The organism is Ferroacidibacillus organovorans (assembly GCF_001516615.1).
Lineage (GTDB): Bacteria > Bacillota > Bacilli > Alicyclobacillales > SLC66 > Ferroacidibacillus > Ferroacidibacillus ferrooxidans_B.
In genome coordinates this window covers 49,906-73,712 of record NZ_LPVJ01000019.1, presented here as the reverse complement: position 1 = coordinate 73,712, position 23,807 = coordinate 49,906, and the positions used below count along the sequence as shown (strand labels likewise).

The window sequence follows — 23,807 nt, the reverse complement described above, 5'->3', positions numbered from 1 at the left end:
AAAAATCATATTTACTATCATAGCATGGGCAATCTGGAAATGCCTTCCCTTGTGCCTGTTTACGACCCACTCGTCGCGAAAACGTGAAAGGTACGTTTTTCCCATGCAAATCCCCTCTTCACAAGCCAAGGCTTTGCGCATACAATGAAGACACGTGAATTTTTCCTTTATGAAACAATTTTTCTCTAAAGAAACTTTTGGGACGCGACAGGAGGATCTCCCATGGATGATAGCCGTCAAACCGCACACCCGACCTCAATCGTCCTCGAGCGAGAAGATATCGCTCGCGCAAAAGATCGCCTGCGCGTGTTTCAGGCACGCAAAAAAGGGCACTCATTGCGCCTTCTCTGGTTGCTTGTCGGCCCAGGCATTTTAGTGATGCTCGGAGAAAATGACGCGCCAAGCATGCTCTCTTATGCACAGACGGGCGCAAGCTATGGCATCGGATTCTTTTTGCCTTTTATCCTGCTGACCTTCGTGATGGCGTATGTCGTTCAAGAGATGACGGTTCGTCTCGCGGCCGCCACCCATCGCGGTCACGCTGAACTCATCTTTGATCGCTTTGGCCGCTTTTGGGGTATTTTTGCCATGATCGATTTGGTCATCGGCAATGTCCTGACGCTTGTCACCGAGTTTATCGGGATTCGCGCAGGCATGGCCTTCTTTGGGCTGCCCCCGTGGCTCAGCGCCATGCTTGCAATCGCAGTCGTCATCGCCGCGATCTCCTCAAGGCGCTATTTTACGTGGGAGCGGATCGCACTCGGTCTGGCGCTGTTCAATCTCGTCTTCGTCCCAGTAGCCCTGATGGCTCACCCCCACCCAGCGGCCATCCTCCGTGCACTCGGCACGTTTTCTCCACTTCCAGGCGGTTTTTCGATGAATCTGTTGGTGCAGATCATGGCGGATGTCGGCGCCACGGTGACGCCGTGGATGCTCTTTTTCCAACAGAGTGCGGCTGTCGACAAAGGTGTCACAAAACAGGATCTCACACAGGGGCGCATCGACACAGGGCTTGGCGCATTGATCGCCGCAATCGCCGCCATGGCAACAGTCGTCGCCTGCACCCCGCTTTTTCTTCACCATGTCAATCTAGGCACACTTGGTCAATCTCAGTTCGCGACAGCGCTTCTCCCTTATATCGGGCACGTTGGCGCTTCCCTCTTCGCTCTCGGCCTGATTGAAGCAGGCCTTGTCGCGACGATCATGATTTCCACCAGCTCCGCATACGCCCTTGGAGAAGTGGCAAAGGTTCCGAGCAGTCTCAATCGAAAGATTCGCGAAGCGCCCTGGTTTTATCTGAGTCTGCTAGGAGGCGCCGTGATCGCCGCGATCGTCATTCTCATTCCTGGCGCACCGCTGCAGGCGATCTCCATCACGGTAAACGTGATCGCGACACTCCTGATGCCGCCTGCCCTGCTGTTTCTCATTTTGCTTGTAAACGACCGCCAAATCATGGGACCGCTCGCGAATCGCTTTTTTGGAAACGCCGTCGGCTGGACGATCATCCTGATCATCACCGCGATGGGCAGCACCTACGGCATCCTGACTGTCTTTCCGCATCTCATCGCTACATCCTGAAAGATCCAGGTGTGATATGATCAATCCGTCGCAATACCCGCGTATAAAACTGCGAACGATGAACATCTGGAGGATTTAGCATTGGGCACCTGGAAATTAATGGCGACAGCCCCCCTCGGCCTTGAGAGCATCGTTGCTCGGGAATTGACGAGGCTTGGCTATGAGCCCACACTCGTTGAAAACGGACGGATCATGTTTGCTGGAGACGACGACGCGATCGCGCGTTGCAACATGTGGCTACGCACAGCCGATCGCGTGCTTTTGGTTGCAGGCATGTTTCGCGCGACGACGTTTGACGAATTATTTGAAGGAACCAAGGCCCTTCCCTGGGAGCATTGGTTGCCAAAAGACGCTGCCTTTCCTGTCAATGGCCGCTCGGTCAAATCACAATTAAGCAGCGTTCCTGCTTGCCAGTCCATCGTAAAAAAGGCGATCGTCGAGAGACTATCCAGCGCATACCACCAGTCGTGGTTTGACGAAACGGGTCACACCTGCCGCATTGAAATAGCCCTGCACAAAGACGAAGCGCTGCTCACCATCGATACGTCGGGTGACGGTCTTCACAAGCGCGGTTATCGCACGCTGACAGGTCCGGCGCCCCTCAAAGAAACGCTCGCCGCAGCGCTTGTCGACCTGAGCCGCTATGAGCCGCACCGTCCCTTTGCCGATCCGATGAGCGGGACTGGAACCATTGCCATTGAGGCCGCGTTAAAAAGCCTGTGCATGGCGCCCGGTCGCTTGCGCACGTTTGCGGCAGAGTCGTTTTCATTTGTCGATCACGCAGCGTTTGTGCGGGCGCGCGAGGAAGCGCGCGATCGGCAAATTCGGCAACCGCTTGACATTCTCGCCTCGGACATTGATCCCGGCGCGCGCAAGATCGCCGAGGTGCACGCGCAAAAAGCGGGCGTCCTCTTTGCAATCCGCTTTGAAACGATGGACATCCGCGCATTTTCACCCGATGTAGAGTACGGGTGCGTTGTGACAAATCCACCCTACGGCGAGCGGATGGGCAGCGACAAAGAGGTGGATGCGCTTTATCAAGCGATGGGACAAGCTGCGCGCCGCACGCCCACTTGGTCCTGGTTTGTCATCGCGGCCGATCCTCAGTTTCCGCGAAAATTTGGCCGAAAATCAGACAAGAACCGAAAACTCTACAACGGTCGCATCGAGTGTCACTTTCACCAGTACCTCGGGCCCCTGCCAAAGCGCACGTTCGCAAATCAGAACACGGTCGAGCGCGAAAACAACTAGAACAGCATAACGCCCTGCAGTGCCCCGAGTGTCAGCGTCAGTTGTCCGTCGGCAACCGTATAGGTTCGCCCGCCCAAAAGCGCGTCGTGAAGAACCGTTCCGTTTGGCAGGATTCCTGCCAAACGCAGATGAATCGTGCGAGCCGTCCCGTCATTGATCGCGATGATTGCTGTCGCGTTTTTGGCGCGATGGCCGAGCGCATCCACACCGTTTCGCACAGTGCGCGCAAAGGCGATCACGTTTTGATGCGCGTAAAGCGGAACATAGGCGCCCTGTTGCAATACGGGGTGCGCGTTTCGAATCGCCCCAAGCAGCCTGTAATGCGCTAGAAGCAACGCATTCGCATGTCCCCACGGGTACGTCCCGCGATCAAGTGGATCTTTGAATCCAATCATACCCGCTTCATCTCCATAATAAATGGACGGCACCCCGACAAACCCATACTGAAAATCAGTCACCAGCTCAAGCTTTTTCACACCCGTGGCCTCTTGCGCAAGGGTGGGCTTCCACGTCGCCTGTGCATAGGCGCTGAGTTGACTGTCATTGGGTGCCCCTTCAAGAATGGTCAGGATGCGTTCCACGTCCTGTGAGCTGAGCAGGTTCATCTCTGCGTACATCGCGGGCGTCGGGTATGTTTGCAACATCTGCATCATCGTCGCGTTAAACTGGCTCGCGCCCATTGCGTAATTCTGAACCGATCCATCATTGTAGTTGCCGCGGAAAAAGGAGATCACGGCATTTCGAAATGGATAGTTCATCGTGCTGTCCCACGTCGTTCCAGTCATCCAGTCGACACCGCCGTCATTGGTTGGATTGTTCCAATCCTCGCCAATGATTGCGGCATTAGGATCAACCTTTTTTACAGCCTTGCGAAACGCCGTCCACCACGCGACGGAGAAATTATTGTTGTTTGCAGAGTCAAGCCGCCAGCCCGAGGCGCCAAGCGAAAGCCAATACGCAGCCACAGAATTCGTTGCGGGGTTTTTGGGATGCACTTTATCATACATGCCGTAAATGAAGTTTTGGTACGACTTATTCTGTGTGTTGGTTTGCGGCAATGTGTCGACACCCGACCAGCCAATGTAGGGAGGCGTGTTGCCAGGCGACCACTCATACCATGATGAATAAGGGGATTTTTTTCGAGGATTCAGGTAGCTCTGCCACGCGCCGACACCTGGGTACGTCCCAAACTTGTTGAAATAAAGACTGTCGCTTCCCGTATCTTCAAATACACCGTCAAGGATGAGGTGAATGCCCAATTTTTTCGCATCGTACGCGAGCGCCACATACGTTTTTAACGTCCCAAAACTCGGATCGATCATCTTAAAATTGCCTGTATCGTATTTGTGATTAGACTCGGATTGAAAAATCGGCGTTAAATAGAGTGTATTGACGCCGAGCGATTTCAAGTAGCCAAGCTTATCAATGATGCCGCGCAGGTCGCCGCCAAAAAAATCTGTGCTAAAATTGCCGTCTCCTCGCAGCGCTAATTCTTTTAAGAAATTCTTGCTGTTGACGTTAACAACAATGTTTGGATCATACGGCGTGCTGTTCCAATTTTTGTGAAACTGAATAGGTACGAGGGTTTCTCCTTGCGGTCCTTGACCAATGGCCAAATTTTTTGTGGGACTGGGGTCATTCGCAGGATTTCCATTGTTGAAGCGATCCACAAAAATTTCATAGATGATGCCGTGACGAAGCCATGTCGGTGTAACGAAAGTGTGATCATAAACCGTCAAGTCGTAACCGATCAGCAGATTCGGATCGGTTGCGACGCTGCCAGTTCCGCCATACCCATTTCCGTTGTTTCCGTAATAAGCGACAGAGTGGCCTGCCTGTACCTGAAACATGTACGATTCGACCGTTGGCGTTCGCAAGTCAGATGCTGGGATAACTCCCTCATAAACGGCTGTCGCTTTTGGAGAGATTCCAAAGCGGGCAGAGTCAGCCGCCGACATGCGACGCATTTTAATCGACGCGGCCGCACCCGCGACACCGTTTACATTGGTAAGCAGAATCGACGCTCCAGTCATCGCTTTGGGACCGGAAATGCGCAAAACAACCGTTGAGTCAGTCGGAACTGCACTGAATGGACTGCGATAAAAAGCGTCAAACGAATTGCTATAGACACGGTTATACCACGGGAATGCGACAGCGTGACGGCTGGGATCGTGCAAACGTTTTGCGAAAGCGTTTTTGCTCAGTGGAGCCACCCAGGTCGCCGATACAAGCGTAATGACCGCGAGCGAAAGCGTTGTCCCTCCAAGCTGTAAACGCTTAAGGAAGCGCTTCCTTGCGACAGCTGAATTTAATCTGTGATCCATCCTAGTTTGACCCCTTCTTTACTGCAATGATGACAGCATCCCAGACAGGACAGTGCAAACGTTTGCGCTAACCTGAATATCTACTATTGTTTTACGCAACCTTATCACATGTTGGAACATCTTTCTACTCAAGAAATAAAAGCTCAAAGGAGAATTGTAGAAGATGGATCTGCCCGTGCCCAGGCAGTCGATTCCCAACTGCAATTCTCCAGCGAGAGCTTGTATATAGGTGCAAAAGGGTTGCGGCACGCCTATTTCTTTGCGCTCAGCGCCCCGCCTCGATACGGCGCGAGCACAGCATACACCCCTTGATGCCAAGGTGTCGATATCCCGCTTTCACTCGCCATTTCAATCAACGCACCCTGCAGGCTGTCAATCTCAAGCGGCAAACCTTTCTCTAAATCCCGGTGCAAAGAAGAGGTCATTGCCGGATCGATTTGCTCTAATCTCTTCATCATCACATCAGCCATATGCTCTGCTAGGCCGATATCGCGCGCCTTGGCGACAGCCAGCAATTCTTCGACCAACCCCTGATAGAGCCTGCGCGTTGCAGGCGTCGAAGCAGTCACGCCAATCGGCGCGCGCGTGCTTGCGGTTACGCCGCTAAAGGCACATAAAAACACATATTTTTTCCACATCTCCCGCATGATCTCTTGATGCAAAAGTCCTGGGAGTCCGGCATTTGTAAACACATCTTGTAGACGCATGAGCAGATCCGGGAGATCTTTGCGAACGCTTAGCGCCTCTTTTAGTGGACCGAACACGAGATCGCGAATATCACTTGTCTGGACGATATGCCCGCGTCCATCAAGTGTCACCTCGATATAGCATGAGCCGCCAAGCAGATGGCCCGGATCAATCACGCTTTTCAGCAGATCCATATGCTTCACGCCATTTAACAGCGGCAACAAGACAACACCTTTTTGAGTGAGCGCAATGAGATCAGGCAACGCGTCTGACAAGTGATAGTTTTTTACGGCAAGCAAAAGCATATCGACATCTTCCATGTCAGCAATGGATGTGGTGACAACTGGATCAATCGAAAAATCACCGTGTACACTGCGCACGGCGAATCCCTCTTTTTTCAGTTGCGCTGCGCGCGCAGGACGAACGAGAAAGCGCACATCTACGCCAGATTTTGCGAGTAATCCGCCAAAATACCCGCCTACAGCACCTGCCCCCATCACTCCGATTTTCATCGTTATCCCCCCAGTCTGATTGGATCAAAAAACAACTCACATCTGATCCTCATCCATGTCCACATTAAAATAGCGCGCCTCGGGATGGGCAAACACCATGGCAGAAACAGACGCTTCCGGATCCATCATGAACCCATCCGTGAGTTCAACGCCAATCTCCTCGGGTTGCAAAAGGCGAAAAAGGATTTCTTGATCGTCAAGCCGCGGGCACGCCGGGTAACCAAACGAAACGCGAATGCCCTGATAGCGCGCGATAAAGCGTTCGCGCATTGTAAGTTCTGACGGATCAGGAAAGCCCCAGCCGTCGCGCAGCATGTGATGCAAGCGTTCAGCAAACGCTTCTGCGAGTTCAAGCGCGAGCGCTTGGATCGCGTGCGAACGCAAATAGTCACCCTTTTGGCGAAGCTCTGTCGACGCTGCGCGAATGCCCGCTCCGGTCGTCACCGTGAGAAAGGCGACGTAATCCATGACGCCCTGCTCACGCGGCCGTACAAAATCGGCGAGACAAAGATGCAAATCTGCTTTCTGCCGCGGAAAATCAAACGTTTCGAGAAGCCTCGTGTGATCTTTTGGATCAAAGATGAGAATGCGATCCCCATCGGCCTGTGCCGGAAAGAATTGATACACCGCGTTGGCCGTAATCAGGTGATCTCGCTTCACCTCAGCCAGCAGATCGTCCATCATCGCTTTGAGTTCTACAATTTTTGGTTCGCGTTCAAGCAGTCGCTTCTCAACATTCCCGCGATACCCCATGTGTTTGCCAAGAAGCATCTGCCAGTTTAGATAAGGCTCGAGAAATGCGACAGGATAGTCGCGCAGAACGTGCCGAAGAAGATCAGGCGGTGTAAAGACTGGCGCGTCTCGCGAGATGACCGACACCGCAGAGCGATGCTGCGGTGTCGCGGCCGCTTGTGCACTCGATCCCATCACGTCAGATTTTACACTCTTGCGCAGGGATGTGATCAGAGACTCGCGCAATTCCTCACTGCTCAATCGATTTGCCAGATCAAGACCATCCATCGCGTCCTTTGCGTACAATACCAATCCGCCGTACTCCGGCGCGATGCGCGTCTCCGTGAACTTCTTCGTGAGCGCGGCTCCACCCACAAGCAGCGGCACATCAATCCCCGCCTGCTGCATGTCCTGCGCCGTGATCACCATCTGTTGCGCCGATTTGACAAGCAATCCAGAGAGACCGATCGCGTCCGGCTTTTCTCGATGAAACGCTTCGATCAGCGTCTCAGGCGGCACCTTGATTCCGAGATTCACAACGTGATACCCATTGTTTGAAAGAATGATCTCGACAAGGTTTTTTCCGATGTCGTGAACATCCCCTTTCACAGTAGCGAGCAGAATCTTGCCTTTGACGGCCGAATCCGCGCGCTCCATGAACGGTTCAAGAAATGAAACGGCCGCCTTCATCGCCTCAGCGCTTTGCAGCACCTCTGCGACAATCAACTCATTGTTGTTAAAAAGGCGTCCAACGGTTTCCATTCCCTTCATGAGCGGGCCATTGATGATCGAGAGGGGGTCTTGTGTCAACAGCGCTTCTTCCAAATCGCGTGTCAAACCGTCTTTTGTGCCGTCGACAATGTAGCGCGCGAGTCGCTCTTCAAGAGGGAGCGTCTCGACCGCCACGGGCGCGACAGTCTTTTTCTCCCGATAAAAAGCCGTGAACTGTGCGACATTTTCTTCTGTATTATCAAAAATCAGCCGTTCTGCCAGTTCGCGCTCCTCTTGCTCAATGGATGCGTAACGCTCCAGCTTCTCTGTGTTTACAATCGCAAAATCGAGACCAGCCTTTGTGCAGTGATATAAAAAGACCGCGTTTAATACCTCGCGACCAGCAGGCGGCAGGCCGAATGACACGTTGCTTATGCCAAGAATCGTGTGGCATTGCGGCAGTTTCTCCTTGATCAGGCGTATCCCTTCAATTGTTTCACGCGCCGCTCCAAGGTAGTTTACATCCCCTGTCCCCACCGGAAAAACCAGCGGATCAAAAATGATATCTTCTGGGTGGACACCATAGTCATTTACCAGCAATTGATAGGAGCGCAGCGCGACTTCAAGCTTTCGCTCCCGCGTGACTGCCATTCCCGTTTCGTCAATCACGCCAACGACTACTGCCGCACCATAGCGGTGGATGAGCGGAACGACCTCATCAAAGCGCTTCAAGCCGTCCTCCAGGTTGATGGAGTTCAAAATCGCTTTGCCTTGGGAGTATTTAAGCCCCACGTCCATCACGCGCGGATCGGTCGAATCAATCATGAGCGGGGCTTTGGTCTTTTTCGAGACAAACTGCAGGAAGCGCTCCATGTCCTCCACTTCATCGCGATCCGGATCGGCCAGACACACATCGATAATGTGCGCCCCTTTTTTTACCTGCTGCCGGGCAACCTCACTGGCGTCTTCATAGCGGCCGCTGACGATCAACGTTTTAAATTTACGCGAACCGATCACGTTTGTACGCTCTCCCACAAGCAGCGGCCGATTCTCCGGTTCGATATACACAGGCTCAATACCGGAGATGCCAGGTGTATGATGATCCCTTTTGGCGCGCGGCGGCAAGGCAGACAGGGCATCGTTTAGCGCGCGAATATGATCAGGTGTCGTGCCGCAGCATCCTCCCGCGATATTGAGCCACCCCTGTTGCGCAAAATCCGCCATTTTTTTGGCAAGACCCTGTGGCGTCTCGTGGTAGTGACCATCCTCATCTGGCAACCCGGCGTTTGGATAGCAACTGACATAAGAGGTTGCAAGCTCTGCAAGCGTCCGCAGGTGATCACGCATAAACTCAGGGCCCGTCGCACAATTCAGGCCGACCGAAAGCGGTTTGACATGCTCAATGGACAGATAAAACGCCTCGATGTTTTGTCCGGCAAGGGTCGTACCCATCGGCTCGATCGTCCCCGAAATCATGACGGGCACCTCGCGCTTTGCCAGAGAGAATGCGCGCCGGATACCGATTCCGCCCGCCTTGACATTAAGCATGTCCTGCGCCGTTTCTAAGAGGAGCGCGTCGACGCCACCCTCAAGCAGCGCGAGCGCCTGTTGTTCGTAGGTGTCCGTCAATGCGTCAAAGGTTGTACCCCCGGTCACCGAAAGCGTCTTTGTCGTCGGTCCCATCGCGCCAATGACAAAGCGCGGCCTTTGCGGAGTCGATTTTGCATCAGCCGCCTCGCGCGCGATGCGCGCCGCCGCGAGATTCACCTCGCGCGCGCGATCCGCCAAACCATACTCCGCGAGGACAAGCGATGTCGCGCCAAACGTGTTTGTCTCAATCAGATCCGCGCCCGCCTCAAGGTATGCGTCGTGAATGGCGCGAATAATATCCGGACGCGTCAGGTTCAACCATTCATTGCATCCGTCATACGCTGCACCGCCAAAATCATCCTCGTGCAAATTATAATTTTGAATCATCGTTCCCATCGCGCCGTCCATGATGAGAATGCGTTTTTGCAATTGATGTTCGAGCTCAGATTCTTTCATGTGTATGTCCCTTTCCGAAATGCCAGATTACAGCCTCGTCATGGATTCGTCTGCGCAGGCCAGACGCAGACCGCCTCTTTGCGTGCCGTAAAATAGAGCCAACCCTGTGCGACAGGACGCTTCCACGCGCGCTCAAGCGCAATGGCGTACGCGCTCACTTGACGCGTATAGCGGGCGACAAGCGTTGCGAGATCCTCATTTCCGCGATCGGTCTTATAATCAATGATTGATACCTGTCCGCCCTCAAGCAGAATCGCGTCAACCGTCCCTTGCATCATAACAAAACCTGTGCCGCCGCGCGCGTTTTTCATGCGGTCGTCTGGCAGCGCCAGCAGCCGCTCCACGGGATCGTCTACTCCTTCGCGATATCGCACCGCATCCTGCTCGATTGACATCAAAAATGACACCTCGCGACGAACCTGTTCGGGGTGGCGCAAAATACGCTGCCCCAGTTCGGACTGGAAGAAGGAAACCAATTCATCGTAAGGAATGTCCTCGTCTGAAAGCGGATCGACCCATCCCGCCGCGCGCAAGCGACTCACCTCATCACGCAACACCTCAGGCATGTGCAGCGGCAACGTCAGATCAACCTGCTGAAAGATTGCGTGGACAAACGTCCCGCGCGCAAGTCCGCTCTCGCGAGACGGCGTATTCCTTTGACGGCTTAGCCGAAGCGTGGCAAGCGATGGGAGGCGCTCCGGCGCGCGCACCGCATCCTCGTCATCCCATGCTCGCTTCCACTCAGTAACACTCACTTTCGCCGGGAGCACCGCACTCTTTGTCCGCTGTGCATAGTCGACAAGCGACGCGTGCGCGACGCGTTTCACACCATGCGGCGACACACTAAGGTGCACCTCGCCCACCGCGCCGACAGGTCCATCTGGTGCCTCAACATCCTCTTTGCGATAGGGCACCCACACGATCGGCACATCGCGATACGCCTGCATCTTGAGAGCGACCGGCGCAATCCAGTCAAGCATCGTGCGCGCCCGCGTCAAATCTGAATACGACAGCGCGTCGCCGGGCGCTTCTGCGCGCGCTTTGTCACTCCACACGTTTTGCGCAACTTCCAAATCGTTGACCGTGCCTACAAGGAAAAGCTGTTCGCGCGCGCGCGTCATCGCCACATAGAGCACGCGCAACTCCTCCGTAAGCATCGCGACACGCTCTTCTTCCTGAATCACCCGTGCAAGAAGTGTGTCAGCGCGCGCCCGCCGCTCCTGATCGACAAAACGCGGCCCTAATCCGAGTTCGCGGTGAAAGGCAATCCCCGCATGTTTGCTCGTCAGGCGAAAACGTTGCCCAAGCCGCGCGACAAACACGACGGGAAATTCCAGCCCCTTGCTTTTGTGGATCGTCATGATCTGCACCGCATCTTGCGTCTCAAGCGCGCGCGCAGGCGCGTCTTCTTGCGACTGTTCGTGCTGAGCCACGACGTAGCTCACAAAATCCGCAAAATCCCCACCGTGCGTTTCGTCAAACGCCTGTGCCTGATGCAAGAGTGTCTCCAAACGGGCCACGCGTTCTGCCCCTCGTTCCATGACGGAACAAAGCGAAAGCCAGCGGCTCGCCCCGAGCAGATAAGACACAGCCTCCCCTGGGCTCATCAACCGGATCTCCGTTCGCCACGTATCAAGTGTTTCAAAAAAGGATGCGATACGCCGCTTTAGAGGTGACTCCAGCTTTCCATGTTCCACTAGCGCATCAAAAAAACAGCCGCGCTTTCCAGCGCGAATCTCGGCGAGGTCTGTCGTTGAAAAACTGAAAATACGCGAGCGCAAAACGGCCGCCAGCGGAATGTCTTGACGCGGATTATCGATCATTTGCAGGAGCGCAATGGCGATGCGAATCTCGACACCTTCATAAAAACTCGGCCCCTGATCGGATACACAAGGAATGCCGTAGTTTCTTAGCACCTCCGAGATTACCGTCGCCTGATTGCGCGCCGCGCGCAAAAGAATCGCGATGTCGCTGTATGCAAGCGGTGTATACTCAGACAACGCTTTGCGGTACACCTTTTTCCCCGCCTGAAAAAGTGCTCGGATGTGCTGTGCAATTGCCTGCGCTTCCCGCTCCGTCTCGCTCGCCTCGACTTCTTCCTCTTCCTCCGCCTGCCCTGCCAATACGTCAGAATCGTCATCCCGCATTTCCGGCGAAGCTTCGTGATCATCCTCTTCATCATGCTCATCCTGGTGTGAAGCGCGGTTGATCACGAGCAGTTGCACGGGGGCAGACAGCGCGTCCGGGTCGCTTTTATACTCTGCCGCAGGTTTCATCACGCCCTCTTCTCGATAAGAGAGACCGCCGAACTCGCGTGTCATGATCATGCTAAACAGCCCGTTGACCGCTACGATCACAGAATCGCGACTGCGGAAATTCTCCGTAAGCAAAATGCGTTTGCCACCGTCTTGATCTGTGCGCTGCATTTTTTGCAAAAACAACATCGGTTCTGCCATGCGAAAACGATAAATGCTCTGCTTGACATCGCCAACTTGAAATACGTTTGCTTCCCCCGTACGCGCCACGGCCGTGAGCACCGCATCTTGAATCGGGCTCGTATCCTGATACTCATCGACGATGATTTCCGCAAACTGTTCTTGAAAAGCACGAGCGAGCGCTGTCGGCCCATCCATCTCGTCGCGCAGCGCCTGATGCGCAAAATGTTCCAGATCGGAAAAATCGACCACCCCGCGCATCCGCTTTTTTTCTTGATACACCTTTTCAAAAGAAAGGACAAGCGCGACTGCACGCGCAAGAAGCGGCGCCGCCGCGCGCAACTCTTCAAGGTAGACTGCGGGCTTGGTTTTTAATTCCTTAAGCACTTCTTTGAAGCGATCATCCGGTTGCTTGCGCATCTCATTCACACGCTCTTTGATTGCATCTGCATCTTTTACCGAGGGGAATCGACTGAGCCCATCCCCTTCCGTCCCATCCCACGCAATGGATAGGACGCGCTGTTTTACAGCATGAACCCGCTGAATGCGCTCTTCAAAATACTGCCGGTACGCGTCAGGCCCGTTTGTAAAAGAGAGTTCAGACGCGATGCGCTGGTAGTGAATAAGCACCTCATCCAAGCGTTGCAGGAGCATTTTTTGATACGCGCCAATAAAGTGAACATCGCGCAGTGTCGAACACAAAGCGTCCTGCTGCAGGTGCTGTGCGACCTGCGTGAGCCACGCTGCAGGGTGCGGCTGGCTTTTTGCAAACTGATGGATGGATAGAATGACGTCGCGCACAGAGCGCTCCGACCGATCGTCGCCGTAAGCGTCGACAAATGCCCAAAAATCAGGATCATCCTCCTGATAGGCGCTCGCCAGCACCTCATCAAGGGCCTGATGCGAAAGGATCGCTGCGGCTGCCGGCTCCAATACAGAAACGCCTGGATCAATCGGCAGATCAAGCACACCGCGCCGGATCACGTTCATGCAAAAACTGTGCAGTGTCGAGATGGTTGCCTGCGGTAAAAGAGCGAGGTTTTGTCGCAGGCGCGCAGATGTGTCTCCCTGCGCAATGCGTGCAAGAATGGCGTGTTTGATGCGCTCTTTCATCTCAAGCGCCGCGGCCTCCGTAAACGTCACAATCAGCAGGCGGTCAAGATCAAGTCCCTCATCAAGCACGCGTGTAAGAACGCGCTCGACTAACACGCTCGTCTTGCCTGATCCTGCGCCTGCAGACACGAGAATTGGACCGCTGCGCGCATCAATCGCCTCCCGCTGCATCATCGACCAAGACGTCTGGCTCATCGCGGCCCCTCCTTGCCATCATTCTCTGAGCGTCGCAATTGCGCCACCACATAAGCCTTTGGCATCGCTCGCATCACACGCAATTGGCGCCCGTCAAAGCGTCCCTCGAACTGACAAACGCTTTGAAGATCACACATGTGGCACGCGCGCTCTTTCTTTAGCTGATAAGGTTCGGCTGCCGTCACGCCTTCGATCATCTCTCGCGCTAGCTCTGAGGCTTTTTTCAACGTGTGCTCGCGCAACGCATGCCACACCTCTGCATCGACCACCATGGCGTTTGCGTGGATCCCTCGCGTCGTCAACATTTGCGAAAACAAATCCTTTTCTGCAGGCATCCTGCGATCGAGCAGTTGCAGCACATCGCGATTCGCAAGGCCAAGACCGCGAAACCGGATGGGTTTGCGCAGCGATGTCGCTTTATCTTCATCTCGTTTCAACTCCGAGAGCGGGTCGTACACTGGCACATAGTACATTCCCGCAAACTGGCTCGGCGCGTGAAAGAGCGCCTGACTCGCCTTTTCGACCACGTGTGCGTACACAGGCAACTGGAGAGACAAACCAAGGTATATGCGTAAAAGATCGACGGCGCGCGGCCTGCTTTTATAGTCAATCACGCGAAAATACATCTGCTCACCGAGAAATGCCACATCAATGCGATCAATTCGCCCGCGAATTTTCAGGAGATCATCGCCGCCTAGGCGAATTGCGATAGGAGGCAGTGTCGCACCTTCATCAAACAAAACTTCCGTCTCAGCTGTCTTGTACGCACTGCGCACATCGTGCTCATAGAGCGCAGCGTGTGTTCGCAAAAGGCGCGCCCGCAATTGGCGGCGGTTAAGACGGGACGCTGCGCGCGCGACGTCTGGCGATGGAAAATGCAGGTCCAATTGCGCGTCGATGATCTCCTCCATTTTTAGGCGTGCCTGATCGAAGTCCGGAAACGGATCCTGCGCCTTTTGCCATGTCGTGTAAAGATGAAGCACCTCGTGCAAAAACTGTCCTTTCAAAAGGGCGTCGACATCCACTGTCCGGCGCGGCCTAAGCTTTAACCCATCACTTGCAAAATGGGCGAATGCGCATGCGGCAAAGCGCTCAAGCCGCGAGACGCTCACATAGAGTGATGTTCCGTAGAGCCTGTTAGCCATTTCACGTGTAAGTTGCTCACTCGTTGCAGCGCGGGGATTGGTAAGATCGAGCATCAGACCAGCATACCCCATCTGCTGAAGCGCTGCCTCCACTTCCTCTCCGAGCGCACGCTGATTTTTGTGCTGCATCCACATAAGCGCCTGGCGCGCCATTGCTGCAGGCGAGTGAAAGCGCACTGTCTCATCAACCTGCGCTGCGCTTTGCTCTATGCAAAGATCGCGTTCGCTCACAGCATCGCACAAGATCTCCTTGATCTCGCGAAGGTACTCGCCAGGGCCTCGAATCCGTCCGCGCTCGTCGCTTTTTGCGTATGAAAAGGCGACACAATCCGTCGCGCGCGTCGCGAGCGCATAAAATCGGTCACGCTCAAACGATTGCCGCTTGAGGGCGGACGGACCGATAGGTATGCCAAGGGTACGGACCCATTCGCGCTCACGATCGCTAAGCACGTCATCTTCGCGGTGAACCGGAGGAAAATTCGCGTCGTCACAACCGAGCACAAAGACGTGCCTTGCCTCATTGCCGCGCAGACGACTCGGGTCCGTGATGATCAGCGTCTCTGCCTGTGGCGGCACACTTCCCGCGTGGACTGTCGCAAGTGCGGTGCGCATGAGTTTTTCCCACGCAGTCAGAGGTTTTGCGCTATCGCCAAACGCGTATACGAGATCTTCAAACAGCTGCGCGATCTCAATTGCCGCCTGTTCGTGAAACTGTGCATCAAGACGCTTTCCCGCCGCACGGTCATCCTCCGTACGTTTTGCGAGGCGATCAAAGACACGCATCTCTTGCATAAACTGATCCACGTGTTCGACCAGATCCTGCGCGTGCACGCAGGCAGTGTTTGCGACAAAACGTGCGAGGCTGCGCTTTAAGGTTTCCATCCGTCCACGCCTGCGTGACGTTTCTCGCTCATCTTTGAACCAATCGAGCACCGTGACACCCGATTCAATCCAGTCATTCTCAAACAAATCGACTTCGTCGCGTGTAAATGGCAACAGATCCGTTTTTAAAAGCCCCACAAGCGCGCGACTCGCCAAAGCATCCAGTTGGATAGACAAAAGAGAGAGAATGGCGCGAGCGAGCGGGTGATGAAGCAAGGGACGGCGACGATCCAAGAAATAAGGGATTCTCGCCTCCTCTAGATGCGCGGACAAAAGCGCCTCATAGTCGCGCGGATTCGTTGTGATCACCATAAAATCAGACCATGATAAGCATTCCTTCTCGCGCAAAAACAGGATCCGTGACAGCACATCTTCGACCTCGGCGCGCCGATGCGGCGCCTGTGTAATCGCGAGAGGAGTGCCTGTATGCAAAGGAGCTACAGACAAGGACAACGGACGAAGATCGCCTGCGGCAACCGCTTCGAGACGTTTCAATACAGGCGATTGCAAAAACCGAGGGGGATCATGCGCGATTTCATCCAAATTCACGACTCGCGCTTCACACTCTGAAAAGCGGGACAAGAATTGAAAAAGACGCTCGCCCGTCTCTTTTGCCTGCGCAAGCCGTGAATGCTCGCTCGAACTCTGACGCACCGTAAGGAGTGACGCGGGACCTGAATAGGTGAGCGTCAAATTCGCCGCACTTTCACACAACTGCTCAAGAACCGCAAACTCCTGCGGTGTGTATCCCAGGAATCCATCTAAAAAAACCGTCCCTGTGAGCAAGAGCCGCCGCTTGATTCCTTCTGCCAACAGCGGCAACAGGTCATGGCGGTCCGTCATCTTGCCTGCAATCAACTGCCGGTACACGTTGAGGATTTGCAGCGCATCTGCCAGCTTGTCGCGCAGTTCAACCTGCTCAAAAAGAGCGATGCGCTTCACGCCGTCTTCATCGACAAGACTCGTCTGACACTCCTCGATCAGTTTGCCAATGCGCGTGAGAAACTGCGGTGTCGGATTGGCCCTGCGCAATCGCGTCAGGGATGGATACGCAATCTCGTATGCAGCGGCAATCAACGCGTGTCGTCCCGGACTGCGCACGAGCGGCATGTCTGCCTTACCGAGAAGCTGTTTGGCGCGGTGGGCAAGCCTTGTAAAGGTTTCAACGGAAACACGCGTGATCGCGCCGCCTGAACTCATTTGCAGGAGCAATTTCTCTGCGGTAAACGCATATTGGTCGGGCACGATCAGGATGAGCGGCTCACCCAACGGATCGGATTGGCAACATTCCGTGATGCGAGACAACAGCTCACGTGTCTTGCCGACGCCTGCGCGACCTGCCACGACCTCAATCAATCGCATTCGCCGCCTTTTTCCTTCTGGCGTTTGGCACACCGTCTTCCCATGTAAGCTGAATCGGAAGTGAAAATGCCTCTGAGAGATTCCCCGCAGTCAGTGACGAAATCTTTTCTCCCGCTGCGACCAAGGTTCCCTCTTTTAACATCAGAACGTGCGTAAGTGCAGGAAAAAGTTCATTTGGATAGTGCGTCACGTAGAGAATCTGTGGCGCATGCGCAGTTGTTGCGATGCCTTCAATCATTTCAAGAAGTGATTCACGTGATGGAAAGTCAAGGCCCGTGCACGGCTCATCGAGCACGAGCAATTCGGGTTCCGCGTGTAGCGCGCGCGCAATCATCACCTTTTGCCGCTCACCTTGCGAGAGCGTGCGAAAAGGGTGGTTTGCCAGATGCTTCATCGAAAGACTGTCTAGCAACTCGCCTGCACGCTTCATATCCTCGTCGGAGAGTGGCAAATAGCTGCCCGCCGCAGCCGTCTTTCCAGTTGCCACAATCGTTTCTGCTGTATCCGCAGCAAGAAAACGCTCGGTCATCGCCATGGATACAAAGCCAATTTGTTTGCGCAACTCGCGAACATCATAACGCCCAAGGATGTGTCCAAGCACCCGCACCGTTCCTTGTGTCGGCCACAGGTACCCAAGGATCATTTGAAGCAGTGTCGTTTTTCCTGAACCATTCGCGCCAAGGATCGCCCAGTGCTCCCCTTTCCCGATCTCTAAAGAGGGGAGGTTCAAGATAACGCGGCCATCTCGTTTTACAAGAATATCGTGAAGTTCAATGGATGGATTCGCCACGGCAGAAACCTCCTAGCGCAAATTTCGTATACCATGATTGTACCGCGTTCCCCATGTCTCTGCACGATAAGTTCATAGATTCACCTCACCCCGATAGCAGGATAGCACCGGGAATGGTACACTTGCACTGTATTTTGCGCTGGAAAAATCTCAGGGGAGTTGCTCCTTCATGTATGTCTACCTCTTTGCGCCAACCCTCCTTTTGCTCGCGGTGATTCTCGGATGGGGTCCAAAGCAAATCCCCCTGCGCGCACTGGGATGGTTTCTCGGGGTTGATCTCCTTCTTTCTGTGATCGATTATTTTGCGGGGATCTTTCCTCCAATCAATGTGCCGACACTGCTCTATTTTCTACTTGTAACACTGCTTGTTCGCAGCGTGCGCATCCTGATTGAGCGATCCGCTATGCGACTGATGAAAAATCGCACGCTATTGCTTGTCATCGGCGTCATCCTCGCGTTGGTCATCTTGACTGTTTTTAGCTTTGGAGGCCTGCTCACCCTTGGCATTCTGGTTTTTTCATTCATGCAGAATCGAAAACCGCGCGGACCGCGCCCCATCTCTCAGACAGGTGGATGGGGCGCGACATATGATCATGCGCGCAGATCACTGCAAAAACTGGGACCGCTTTCGCTCCTTGTAACGGGGACGGCCGTGGCGCTTCTTCTGTCTGGCGTTATCGCGTCTGCTGCAACCACGCTCGCCGCAGGACTTACATACGGCGAACAGGTGAGTCTTGTCAAAGCCAAAACGACAACGACACTGCCACCGATTCAGGTCAGCGATGTTCCGATCGTGGAAAAAGACAGTGCAAGTCTCGTCATGGCAAACGCGATTGGAACGCTCGGCCCACAGTACCACGTCTCACAGCGCGGGCTTTCGCTCGTACGCTATCAGGGGCAGCTCTATTGGACATCTCCGCTTGACTACAACAATGGCCTTATCTGGCTCACCCGTCACAGCACGCCGGGTTATGTCTTGATGCAGGCAAACAATCCATCCGCCAAACCGATCCTGTCGCTCAATGAACAGATCAACATTACACCTTCAGCCGGTTTTTCGTGGAATTTGGGACGCCTGCTCTATCAACACTTCCCAACCCTTATCATTGGAACGTCGGATTGGGAGATTGACCCATCCGGAAAGGGCTACTGGGTCACCTCTCTCTATGCACCAGCTCCCGGTCTTGGCAGCCTCGTGACGCGCGTGCTCGTAGGCTCTGCCCTGGTTGACCCGACAAGCGGACACATCACCTACTACGCTTTGGGGACGCAACCAGCATGGGTGAGCCAAGTTGTTGGACCAAACTTTGCCCAGAGTGAAGCGGCGCGTTTTGGCTGGGATCGCGCAGGGCTTATCGCGTCGACATTTACACACCAACTCGCGACACAGCCTGTGCACGCAACCCCGTACAACGTGCTTCTTGGAAACGGTGGACTCGGCTGGGAAATTCCCATGACCTCACCGAACCCTGGCGACAATTCACTGTCCGGAATCATTCTGGTCGACGCCGAGACAAACGCGGTAACCTTCACGCCATTTACCGGCCTGCAAAACGATCTCGCCATTTCACAGCGCATCAACGGTTCAACGCTCAACAGCACGCTCAGTTCCGGTCGTGCGCTTTTGTACAATGTCGCAGGATCACTCGCCTATGTCGCCCCTGTCGTCAACCAATCAGGGATTGTTCAACAGGTTGCCATTGTTGATCCCAAAAATGTCGCGCAACCCGTTATCGCTTCCAATTTGATTGACGCATTGTCATCTTGGCAGGCCTATCTCGCAGGAAATGGTCAAACCAATCCGCAATTGGCATCAACGACCGTCAAAACATCCGGTGTTGTAACACGTGTTGCGACACTTCTTCAATCGAGCGGCGCAAACGCATCAACCGTCAAAGAGTACTGGTTGTTTCTCGTAAACGGTAAGGCCTATCGCGCATCACAATCACTTGATCCGACCGTTGTCCCGTTTGTACAGCCAGGTGATCATGTCATTCTGGAAACGGCGCGCGGCGCAACGAGTCCAGCAACCCTTTTATCCATCCAGGATCTCACACTAAGCGGTGCACATCACTGAAATGAACATGCATAAAAGATGCGTTGCAGACGGTGCGAGACACTCAGCAACACCGTCTGCAACGATCAAGTCCGCAGTTGGTGATCTCAAAACTTTACCGAAAAGGGACTGTACCCAAAGTCATCCTGGATGACTTTGGGACAGTCCCTTTTCAAATACTAAAAGGTTCCTCAAGCTTATTTCAGCAAGTTGCGAAGTACCATTTGCAAAATTCCGCCGTTGCGATAGTAATCGATCTCGATCGGGCTATCCAGACGCACGGTCGCGTTTACCACCTGAACGCTGCTGTCTGGCGCAGTTACCCTTAACGTCACGCGTTGTTGTGGCTTCACGTGATCATCGAGACCTTGAATTTCGATGTACTCTTTCCCTGTCAGTCCAAGCGATTTCCACGACATTCCCTCATCCAACTGAATTGGGAGGACCCCCATACCAACGAGGTTGCTGCGGTGAATTCGCTCAAAGCTCTCCGCGATGACCGCCTTCACGCCAAGAAGATAGGTTCCTTTGGCCGCCCAGTCCCGCGAACTTCCCGTACCGTACTCTTTTCCCGCGAAAATGACGGTGGGTTGGTTTTCTCTCTGATAGTTCATCGCAGCGTCATAGATGGAAAGCGTTTCACCCGTAGGCAAATACTCCGTAAATCCGCCTTCCGTTCCCGGAATCATCTCATTGCGAATTCGCACATTCGCAAACGTCCCGCGCATCATGACCTCGTGATTTCCGCGACGCGAGCCATACGAGTTAAAGTTTCTGATCTCCACGCCTTTTTCTTGCAAAAATAGACCCGCCGGACTTTTCGGGTTAATCGCTCCGGCCGGTGAGATGTGGTCCGTCGTGACACTGTCGCCGAGCAGGGCAAGAATGCGCGCTTTTTCAATCGGCTTTATTTCAAGTTCCGCATGCTCCAAGTTTTCAAAGAATGGCGGCTCCTGAATGTACGTAGATTCATCTTCAAAGCTATAACGCTCACCCGTCGGGCTTGGCAATGCATTAAACCGCGGATTGTTTTGCAGCACATTTTTGTATTTCGCTCTAAAGACTTCTGGCGTGACGAGTTTTGCAATCGCGTCTTCCACCTCGCGTGAGGACGGCCAAATATCTTTGAGGTAGACGGGCTCCCCGTTCTGATCGAGCCCGAGCGGATCTCTTGTCATGTCGATGTCTAGCCGTCCCGTGAGGGCATACGCCACGACAAGCGGTGGCGACGCGAGATAGTTTGCCTTGACGAGCGGATGGATACGCCCTTCAAAGTTGCGATTGCCAGAGAGCACCGCACCCACCGTCAACTCATGGTCGCGGATCGCAGCCTCAATCTCCGGGTTGAGCGGGCCGCTGTTGCCGATGCACGTCGTACATCCGTAGCCGACAACCTGGAAACCAAGCGTCTCAAGGTACGGCATATAGCCGCCATCCTCCAAATACTGCGTCACGACGCGCGAGCCAGGACCGAGACTCGTTTTCACGTGCGGTTGGCGGCGCAGTCCCTTTTCCACCGCGTTTTTGGCGAGAATCCCTGCCGCAATCATGACCGATGGGTTCGAGGTGTTGGTACAGCTGGTAATCGCTGCAATCACAAGCGAGCCCGCCCGCAGCGTCGCGGTTTGCCCATCTGCAAGTAAAACATCGAAAGATTCGCCCGCTTTTTCCGGCGTGACACCAAAACCGCCCTCTTTTACCGGTTTGTGCAGAATCTCTTCAAACTGTTGCTTGATTGCCGTCAGTTCCACGCGATCCTGCGGACGCTTTGGACCTGCGAGCGAAGGGACGACTGTGGAGAGGTCGAGTTCAACCACGTCCGAAAAAATCGGATCCTCCATGTCATCTGTTCTGAAAAGGCCCTGTGCTTTGGTATACACTTCAACCGTTTCGATCAATTCTTCACTCCGACCCGTGGCGCGCAAGTAAGAAAGCGTCTCCGCGTCGACAGGGAAAAAGCCCATCGTTGCTCCGTATTCTGGCGCCATGTTTGCAATGGTGGCGCGATCGGCAAGCGTCATCGAACTGAGACCCGGCCCAAAATACTCGACAAACTTGCCGACGACCCCTTTTTTGCGCAGAATATTCGTTACCGTGAGCGCTAAGTCAGTCGCCGTCGAGCCTTCAGGAAGCTTTCCAGTCAGTTTGAAACCCACCACGTGCGGCGTCACAAAATAGAGAGGTTGACCAAGCATCCCGGCTTCCGCCTCAATCCCGCCGACCCCCCAGCCCAAAACACCGAGCCCGTTGATCATGGTTGTATGCGAATCCGTGCCGACCAATGAATCCGGGAAGGCAACCCATTCACCATTTTCTTCACGAACTTGCACGACAGACGCGAGGTATTCAAGATTGACCTGATGAACAATGCCTGTGGATGGAGGTACCGCGCGGAAATTTTGAAAGGCCTTCGTAGCCCAGTGGAGAAATTTATACCGCTCTTCATTACGCTGAAACTCAAGATCCTCATTCGTTTCAAGCGCCTGCGCATTGCCAAAGCTGTCTACCTGAACGGAGTGGTCAATGACCAAGTCAACCGGCACGAGCGGGTTAATTTTTTTTGGATCTCCACCGAGGCGATGCATCGCCTGACGCAACGCTGCAAGATCGACGACGACAGGGACGCCCGTAAAATCTTGCAAGAGAATTCGCGCAGGCATAAAAGGCACTTCTTTGCTTTCATCAGGACTTTTAGCATTCCAATTGGCCAATTGCCGAATGTGATCTTCTGTAATGACGTATCCATCATACTTGCGCAAGACGCTCTCCAGTAAAACTTTCATAGAAAAGGGCAAACGTTTTATATCAGCAACACCTTGTTCAACAAGTGCTTCCAACCGAAAATAGGTCAGTGATTTTCCACCAACTTGAAGCTTTTGCTTTGCGTGAAACGGGTCATTATGAGTCATCGCCATTGAACCCTCGCTTTATGGTTAATCAGAGCGCGCAAACGCTGCGGATCACATCCTCTACATAATTGGCTGTCACATTCAACATGCTAACGTGTAGAGGAGATGCTGCGAATACGACCTCTAGATTATACCACATGAACCGGAAGGGGAACGTCCGTGCAAAACGAACAGGCAACTCCCAAGACCACGTTTCATGACGTGTATACACAGGATGTTCACGAGGATATTGAAGAAGGAATCCATCGCATGATGGATGAAGGTGGAGGTGTCGTCGATCAGAACTTTCCGGCAGGCGCACCGATTCTTCGCAACGATCTCGTGGCACCAAGTGAGGATGTGCAGGCGTAAAAACAGTCGCTTTGCGAAGGCATTCCAAGGAATGCCTTCACCATTGACTCACACGTTTAGACATGATCCGGCTTTTTGAAAAAGGATTGAAACTTTTGTGCCATAAATGGATCGCCATCAATTTTGAGTTTTCCAGTCATAAACAGGGTCATCGGATTCGCCTTTCCCAATGCAACCTTCACAAAATCGTCAGAACTCATCCGCACAACAGCCTGAACGCGTCCCTCATCCTTGCCCTCACGAACATCAAGCACGCCATCCTGAACGCTTAGTGTCCACATCGTCGCGTCGGATCCCGACAACTCATAGACAATTTTCGCGTTTACCCCTTTGGCCGCATGGGGGTCAAACTGCGTTTTCATTCCGGCAAAAACTGTGCGTGCGTCGATGGGTTCCATAGATGCGCACCCTCCACAACATTTTCATTTTCTCTAAAAGCAAACCAACCAGACATTTCCCGTTTCACACGTGAAACCATTTCCGAGATTTTTCGTATACCATGGTATGGAGGTGGCGAAATGTCACTTATCGTGCGCGCAGTCGCATTTGTCTTTCTCATCTGGACTGGCATCATACTTCTTGGCGCTGTATTGTCCATCCTCTTTAAGCTCGCTTTCATCCTATGCCTCGCAGCGCTTGCCTATACGTTATGGCATTCAACGCTCGAACATGCACGTCTGCGCCGTGAAGAGCGACGCAAGCGCTGGGACTTTATGCGCAGATGATGC

At 53.8% G+C, this 23,807-nt stretch carries 13 protein-coding genes; 5 read left to right on the top strand and 8 right to left on the bottom strand.

Features of this window, described 5'->3' with window-relative positions:
* Positions 1-222 precede the first annotated feature (222 nt).
* Both ATW55_RS06255 and ATW55_RS06250 read left to right on the top strand, forming a co-directional pair.
* Entirely contained in the window at positions 223-1,578 is a 1,356-nt protein-coding gene (locus ATW55_RS06255) for an NRAMP family divalent metal transporter (RefSeq protein WP_067714236.1), read from the top strand.
* 81 nt (positions 1,579-1,659) lie between these two features.
* Positions 1,660-2,829, top strand: a complete 1,170-nt coding sequence (locus ATW55_RS06250) for a THUMP domain-containing class I SAM-dependent RNA methyltransferase (protein WP_153005029.1) — start codon at positions 1,660-1,662, stop codon at positions 2,827-2,829.
* Here the strand turns inward: ATW55_RS06250 and ATW55_RS06245 are convergent.
* The 6 genes from ATW55_RS06245 to ATW55_RS06220 all read right to left on the bottom strand — a co-directional run bounded on the left by ATW55_RS06245 (position 2,826) and on the right by ATW55_RS06220 (position 17,763).
* Entirely contained in the window at positions 2,826-5,153 is a 2,328-nt protein-coding gene (locus ATW55_RS06245) for a glycoside hydrolase family 13 protein (RefSeq protein ID WP_067714233.1), read from the bottom strand. The two genes, ATW55_RS06250 and ATW55_RS06245, sit on opposite strands and share 4 nt — an antisense overlap.
* A 251-nt stretch (positions 5,154-5,404) precedes the next feature.
* Entirely contained in the window at positions 5,405-6,352 is a 948-nt protein-coding gene (locus ATW55_RS06240; protein WP_067714231.1) for a ketopantoate reductase family protein, read from the bottom strand.
* 36 nt (positions 6,353-6,388) lie between these two features.
* Positions 6,389-9,841 carry a methionine synthase gene (metH, locus tag ATW55_RS06235; protein ID WP_067714228.1) on the bottom strand — a complete coding sequence of 1,151 codons (3,453 nt, stop codon included), beginning with the start codon at positions 9,839-9,841 and terminating at the stop codon, positions 6,389-6,391.
* A gap of 38 nt (positions 9,842-9,879) precedes the next feature.
* The gene (addA, locus tag ATW55_RS06230) at positions 9,880-13,584 is read right to left on the bottom strand and encodes a helicase-exonuclease AddAB subunit AddA (RefSeq protein WP_067714225.1); all 3,705 of its coding nucleotides are present in this window, start codon (positions 13,582-13,584) and stop codon (positions 9,880-9,882) included.
* Complete coding sequence (locus tag ATW55_RS06225; protein ID WP_160327175.1) at positions 13,581-16,967, bottom strand: PD-(D/E)XK nuclease family protein; 3,387 nt, start codon at positions 16,965-16,967, stop codon at positions 13,581-13,583. Before ATW55_RS06225 ends, addA begins: the two co-directional genes overlap by 4 nt.
* A complete protein-coding gene (locus tag ATW55_RS06220) occupies positions 16,960-17,763 on the bottom strand; it encodes an ABC transporter ATP-binding protein (protein ID WP_067714217.1) in 804 nt (267 codons plus the stop codon). The genes ATW55_RS06225 and ATW55_RS06220 overlap by 8 nt, the downstream gene beginning before the upstream one ends.
* 169 nt (positions 17,764-17,932) lie before the next feature.
* Here ATW55_RS06220 and ATW55_RS06215 point away from each other — a divergent pair, with 169 nt between their 5' ends.
* On the top strand, positions 17,933-19,840 hold the full coding sequence (locus tag ATW55_RS06215; protein WP_067714214.1) for a hypothetical protein: 1,908 nt from the start codon (positions 17,933-17,935) through the stop codon (positions 19,838-19,840).
* Between the two features lie 176 nt (positions 19,841-20,016).
* Here ATW55_RS06215 and acnA read toward each other — a convergent pair whose 3' ends face one another.
* Positions 20,017-22,728, bottom strand: coding sequence for an aconitate hydratase AcnA (gene acnA / locus ATW55_RS06210; RefSeq protein WP_067714506.1), 2,712 nt, complete (start codon positions 22,726-22,728; stop codon positions 20,017-20,019).
* Positions 22,729-22,887: 159 nt separating this feature from the next.
* Between acnA and ATW55_RS06205 the strand changes: the two genes are divergently transcribed.
* A complete protein-coding gene (locus ATW55_RS06205) occupies positions 22,888-23,079 on the top strand; it encodes a hypothetical protein (RefSeq protein WP_067714211.1) in 192 nt (63 codons plus the stop codon).
* Positions 23,080-23,135: 56 nt separating this feature from the next.
* On the opposite strand, the gene ATW55_RS06200 is transcribed toward ATW55_RS06205, so the two are convergent.
* Positions 23,136-23,477 (bottom strand): SCP2 sterol-binding domain-containing protein, encoded by a 342-nt coding sequence (locus ATW55_RS06200; protein WP_067714209.1) that lies wholly within the window; start codon positions 23,475-23,477, stop codon positions 23,136-23,138.
* Positions 23,478-23,597: 120 nt separating this feature from the next.
* On the opposite strand from ATW55_RS06200, the gene ATW55_RS06195 reads away from it, so the two are divergent.
* A complete protein-coding gene (locus ATW55_RS06195) occupies positions 23,598-23,804 on the top strand; it encodes a hypothetical protein (RefSeq protein WP_067714207.1) in 207 nt (68 codons plus the stop codon).
* The last annotated feature ends 3 nt before the right edge of the window (positions 23,805-23,807 follow it).

Excerpts from the sequence above, each read along its gene's own strand:
- ATW55_RS06255 (WP_067714236.1), top strand. The coding sequence starts at position 223 with ATGGATGATAGCCGTCAAACCGCACACCCGACCTCAATCGTCCTCGAG.
- ATW55_RS06245 (WP_067714233.1), bottom strand. The coding sequence starts at position 5,153 with ATGGATCACAGATTAAATTCAGCTGTCGCAAGGAAGCGCTTCCTTAAG.
- ATW55_RS06240 (WP_067714231.1), bottom strand. The coding sequence starts at position 6,352 with ATGAAAATCGGAGTGATGGGGGCAGGTGCTGTAGGCGGGTATTTTGGC.
- metH (WP_067714228.1), bottom strand. The coding sequence starts at position 9,841 with ATGAAAGAATCTGAGCTCGAACATCAATTGCAAAAACGCATTCTCATC.
- addA (WP_067714225.1), bottom strand. The coding sequence starts at position 13,584 with ATGAGCCAGACGTCTTGGTCGATGATGCAGCGGGAGGCGATTGATGCG.
- ATW55_RS06215 (WP_067714214.1), top strand. The coding sequence starts at position 17,933 with ATGTATGTCTACCTCTTTGCGCCAACCCTCCTTTTGCTCGCGGTGATT.
- acnA (WP_067714506.1), bottom strand. The coding sequence starts at position 22,728 with ATGACTCATAATGACCCGTTTCACGCAAAGCAAAAGCTTCAAGTTGGT.
- ATW55_RS06200 (WP_067714209.1), bottom strand. The coding sequence starts at position 23,477 with ATGGAACCCATCGACGCACGCACAGTTTTTGCCGGAATGAAAACGCAG.
- ATW55_RS06195 (WP_067714207.1), top strand. The coding sequence starts at position 23,598 with ATGTCACTTATCGTGCGCGCAGTCGCATTTGTCTTTCTCATCTGGACT.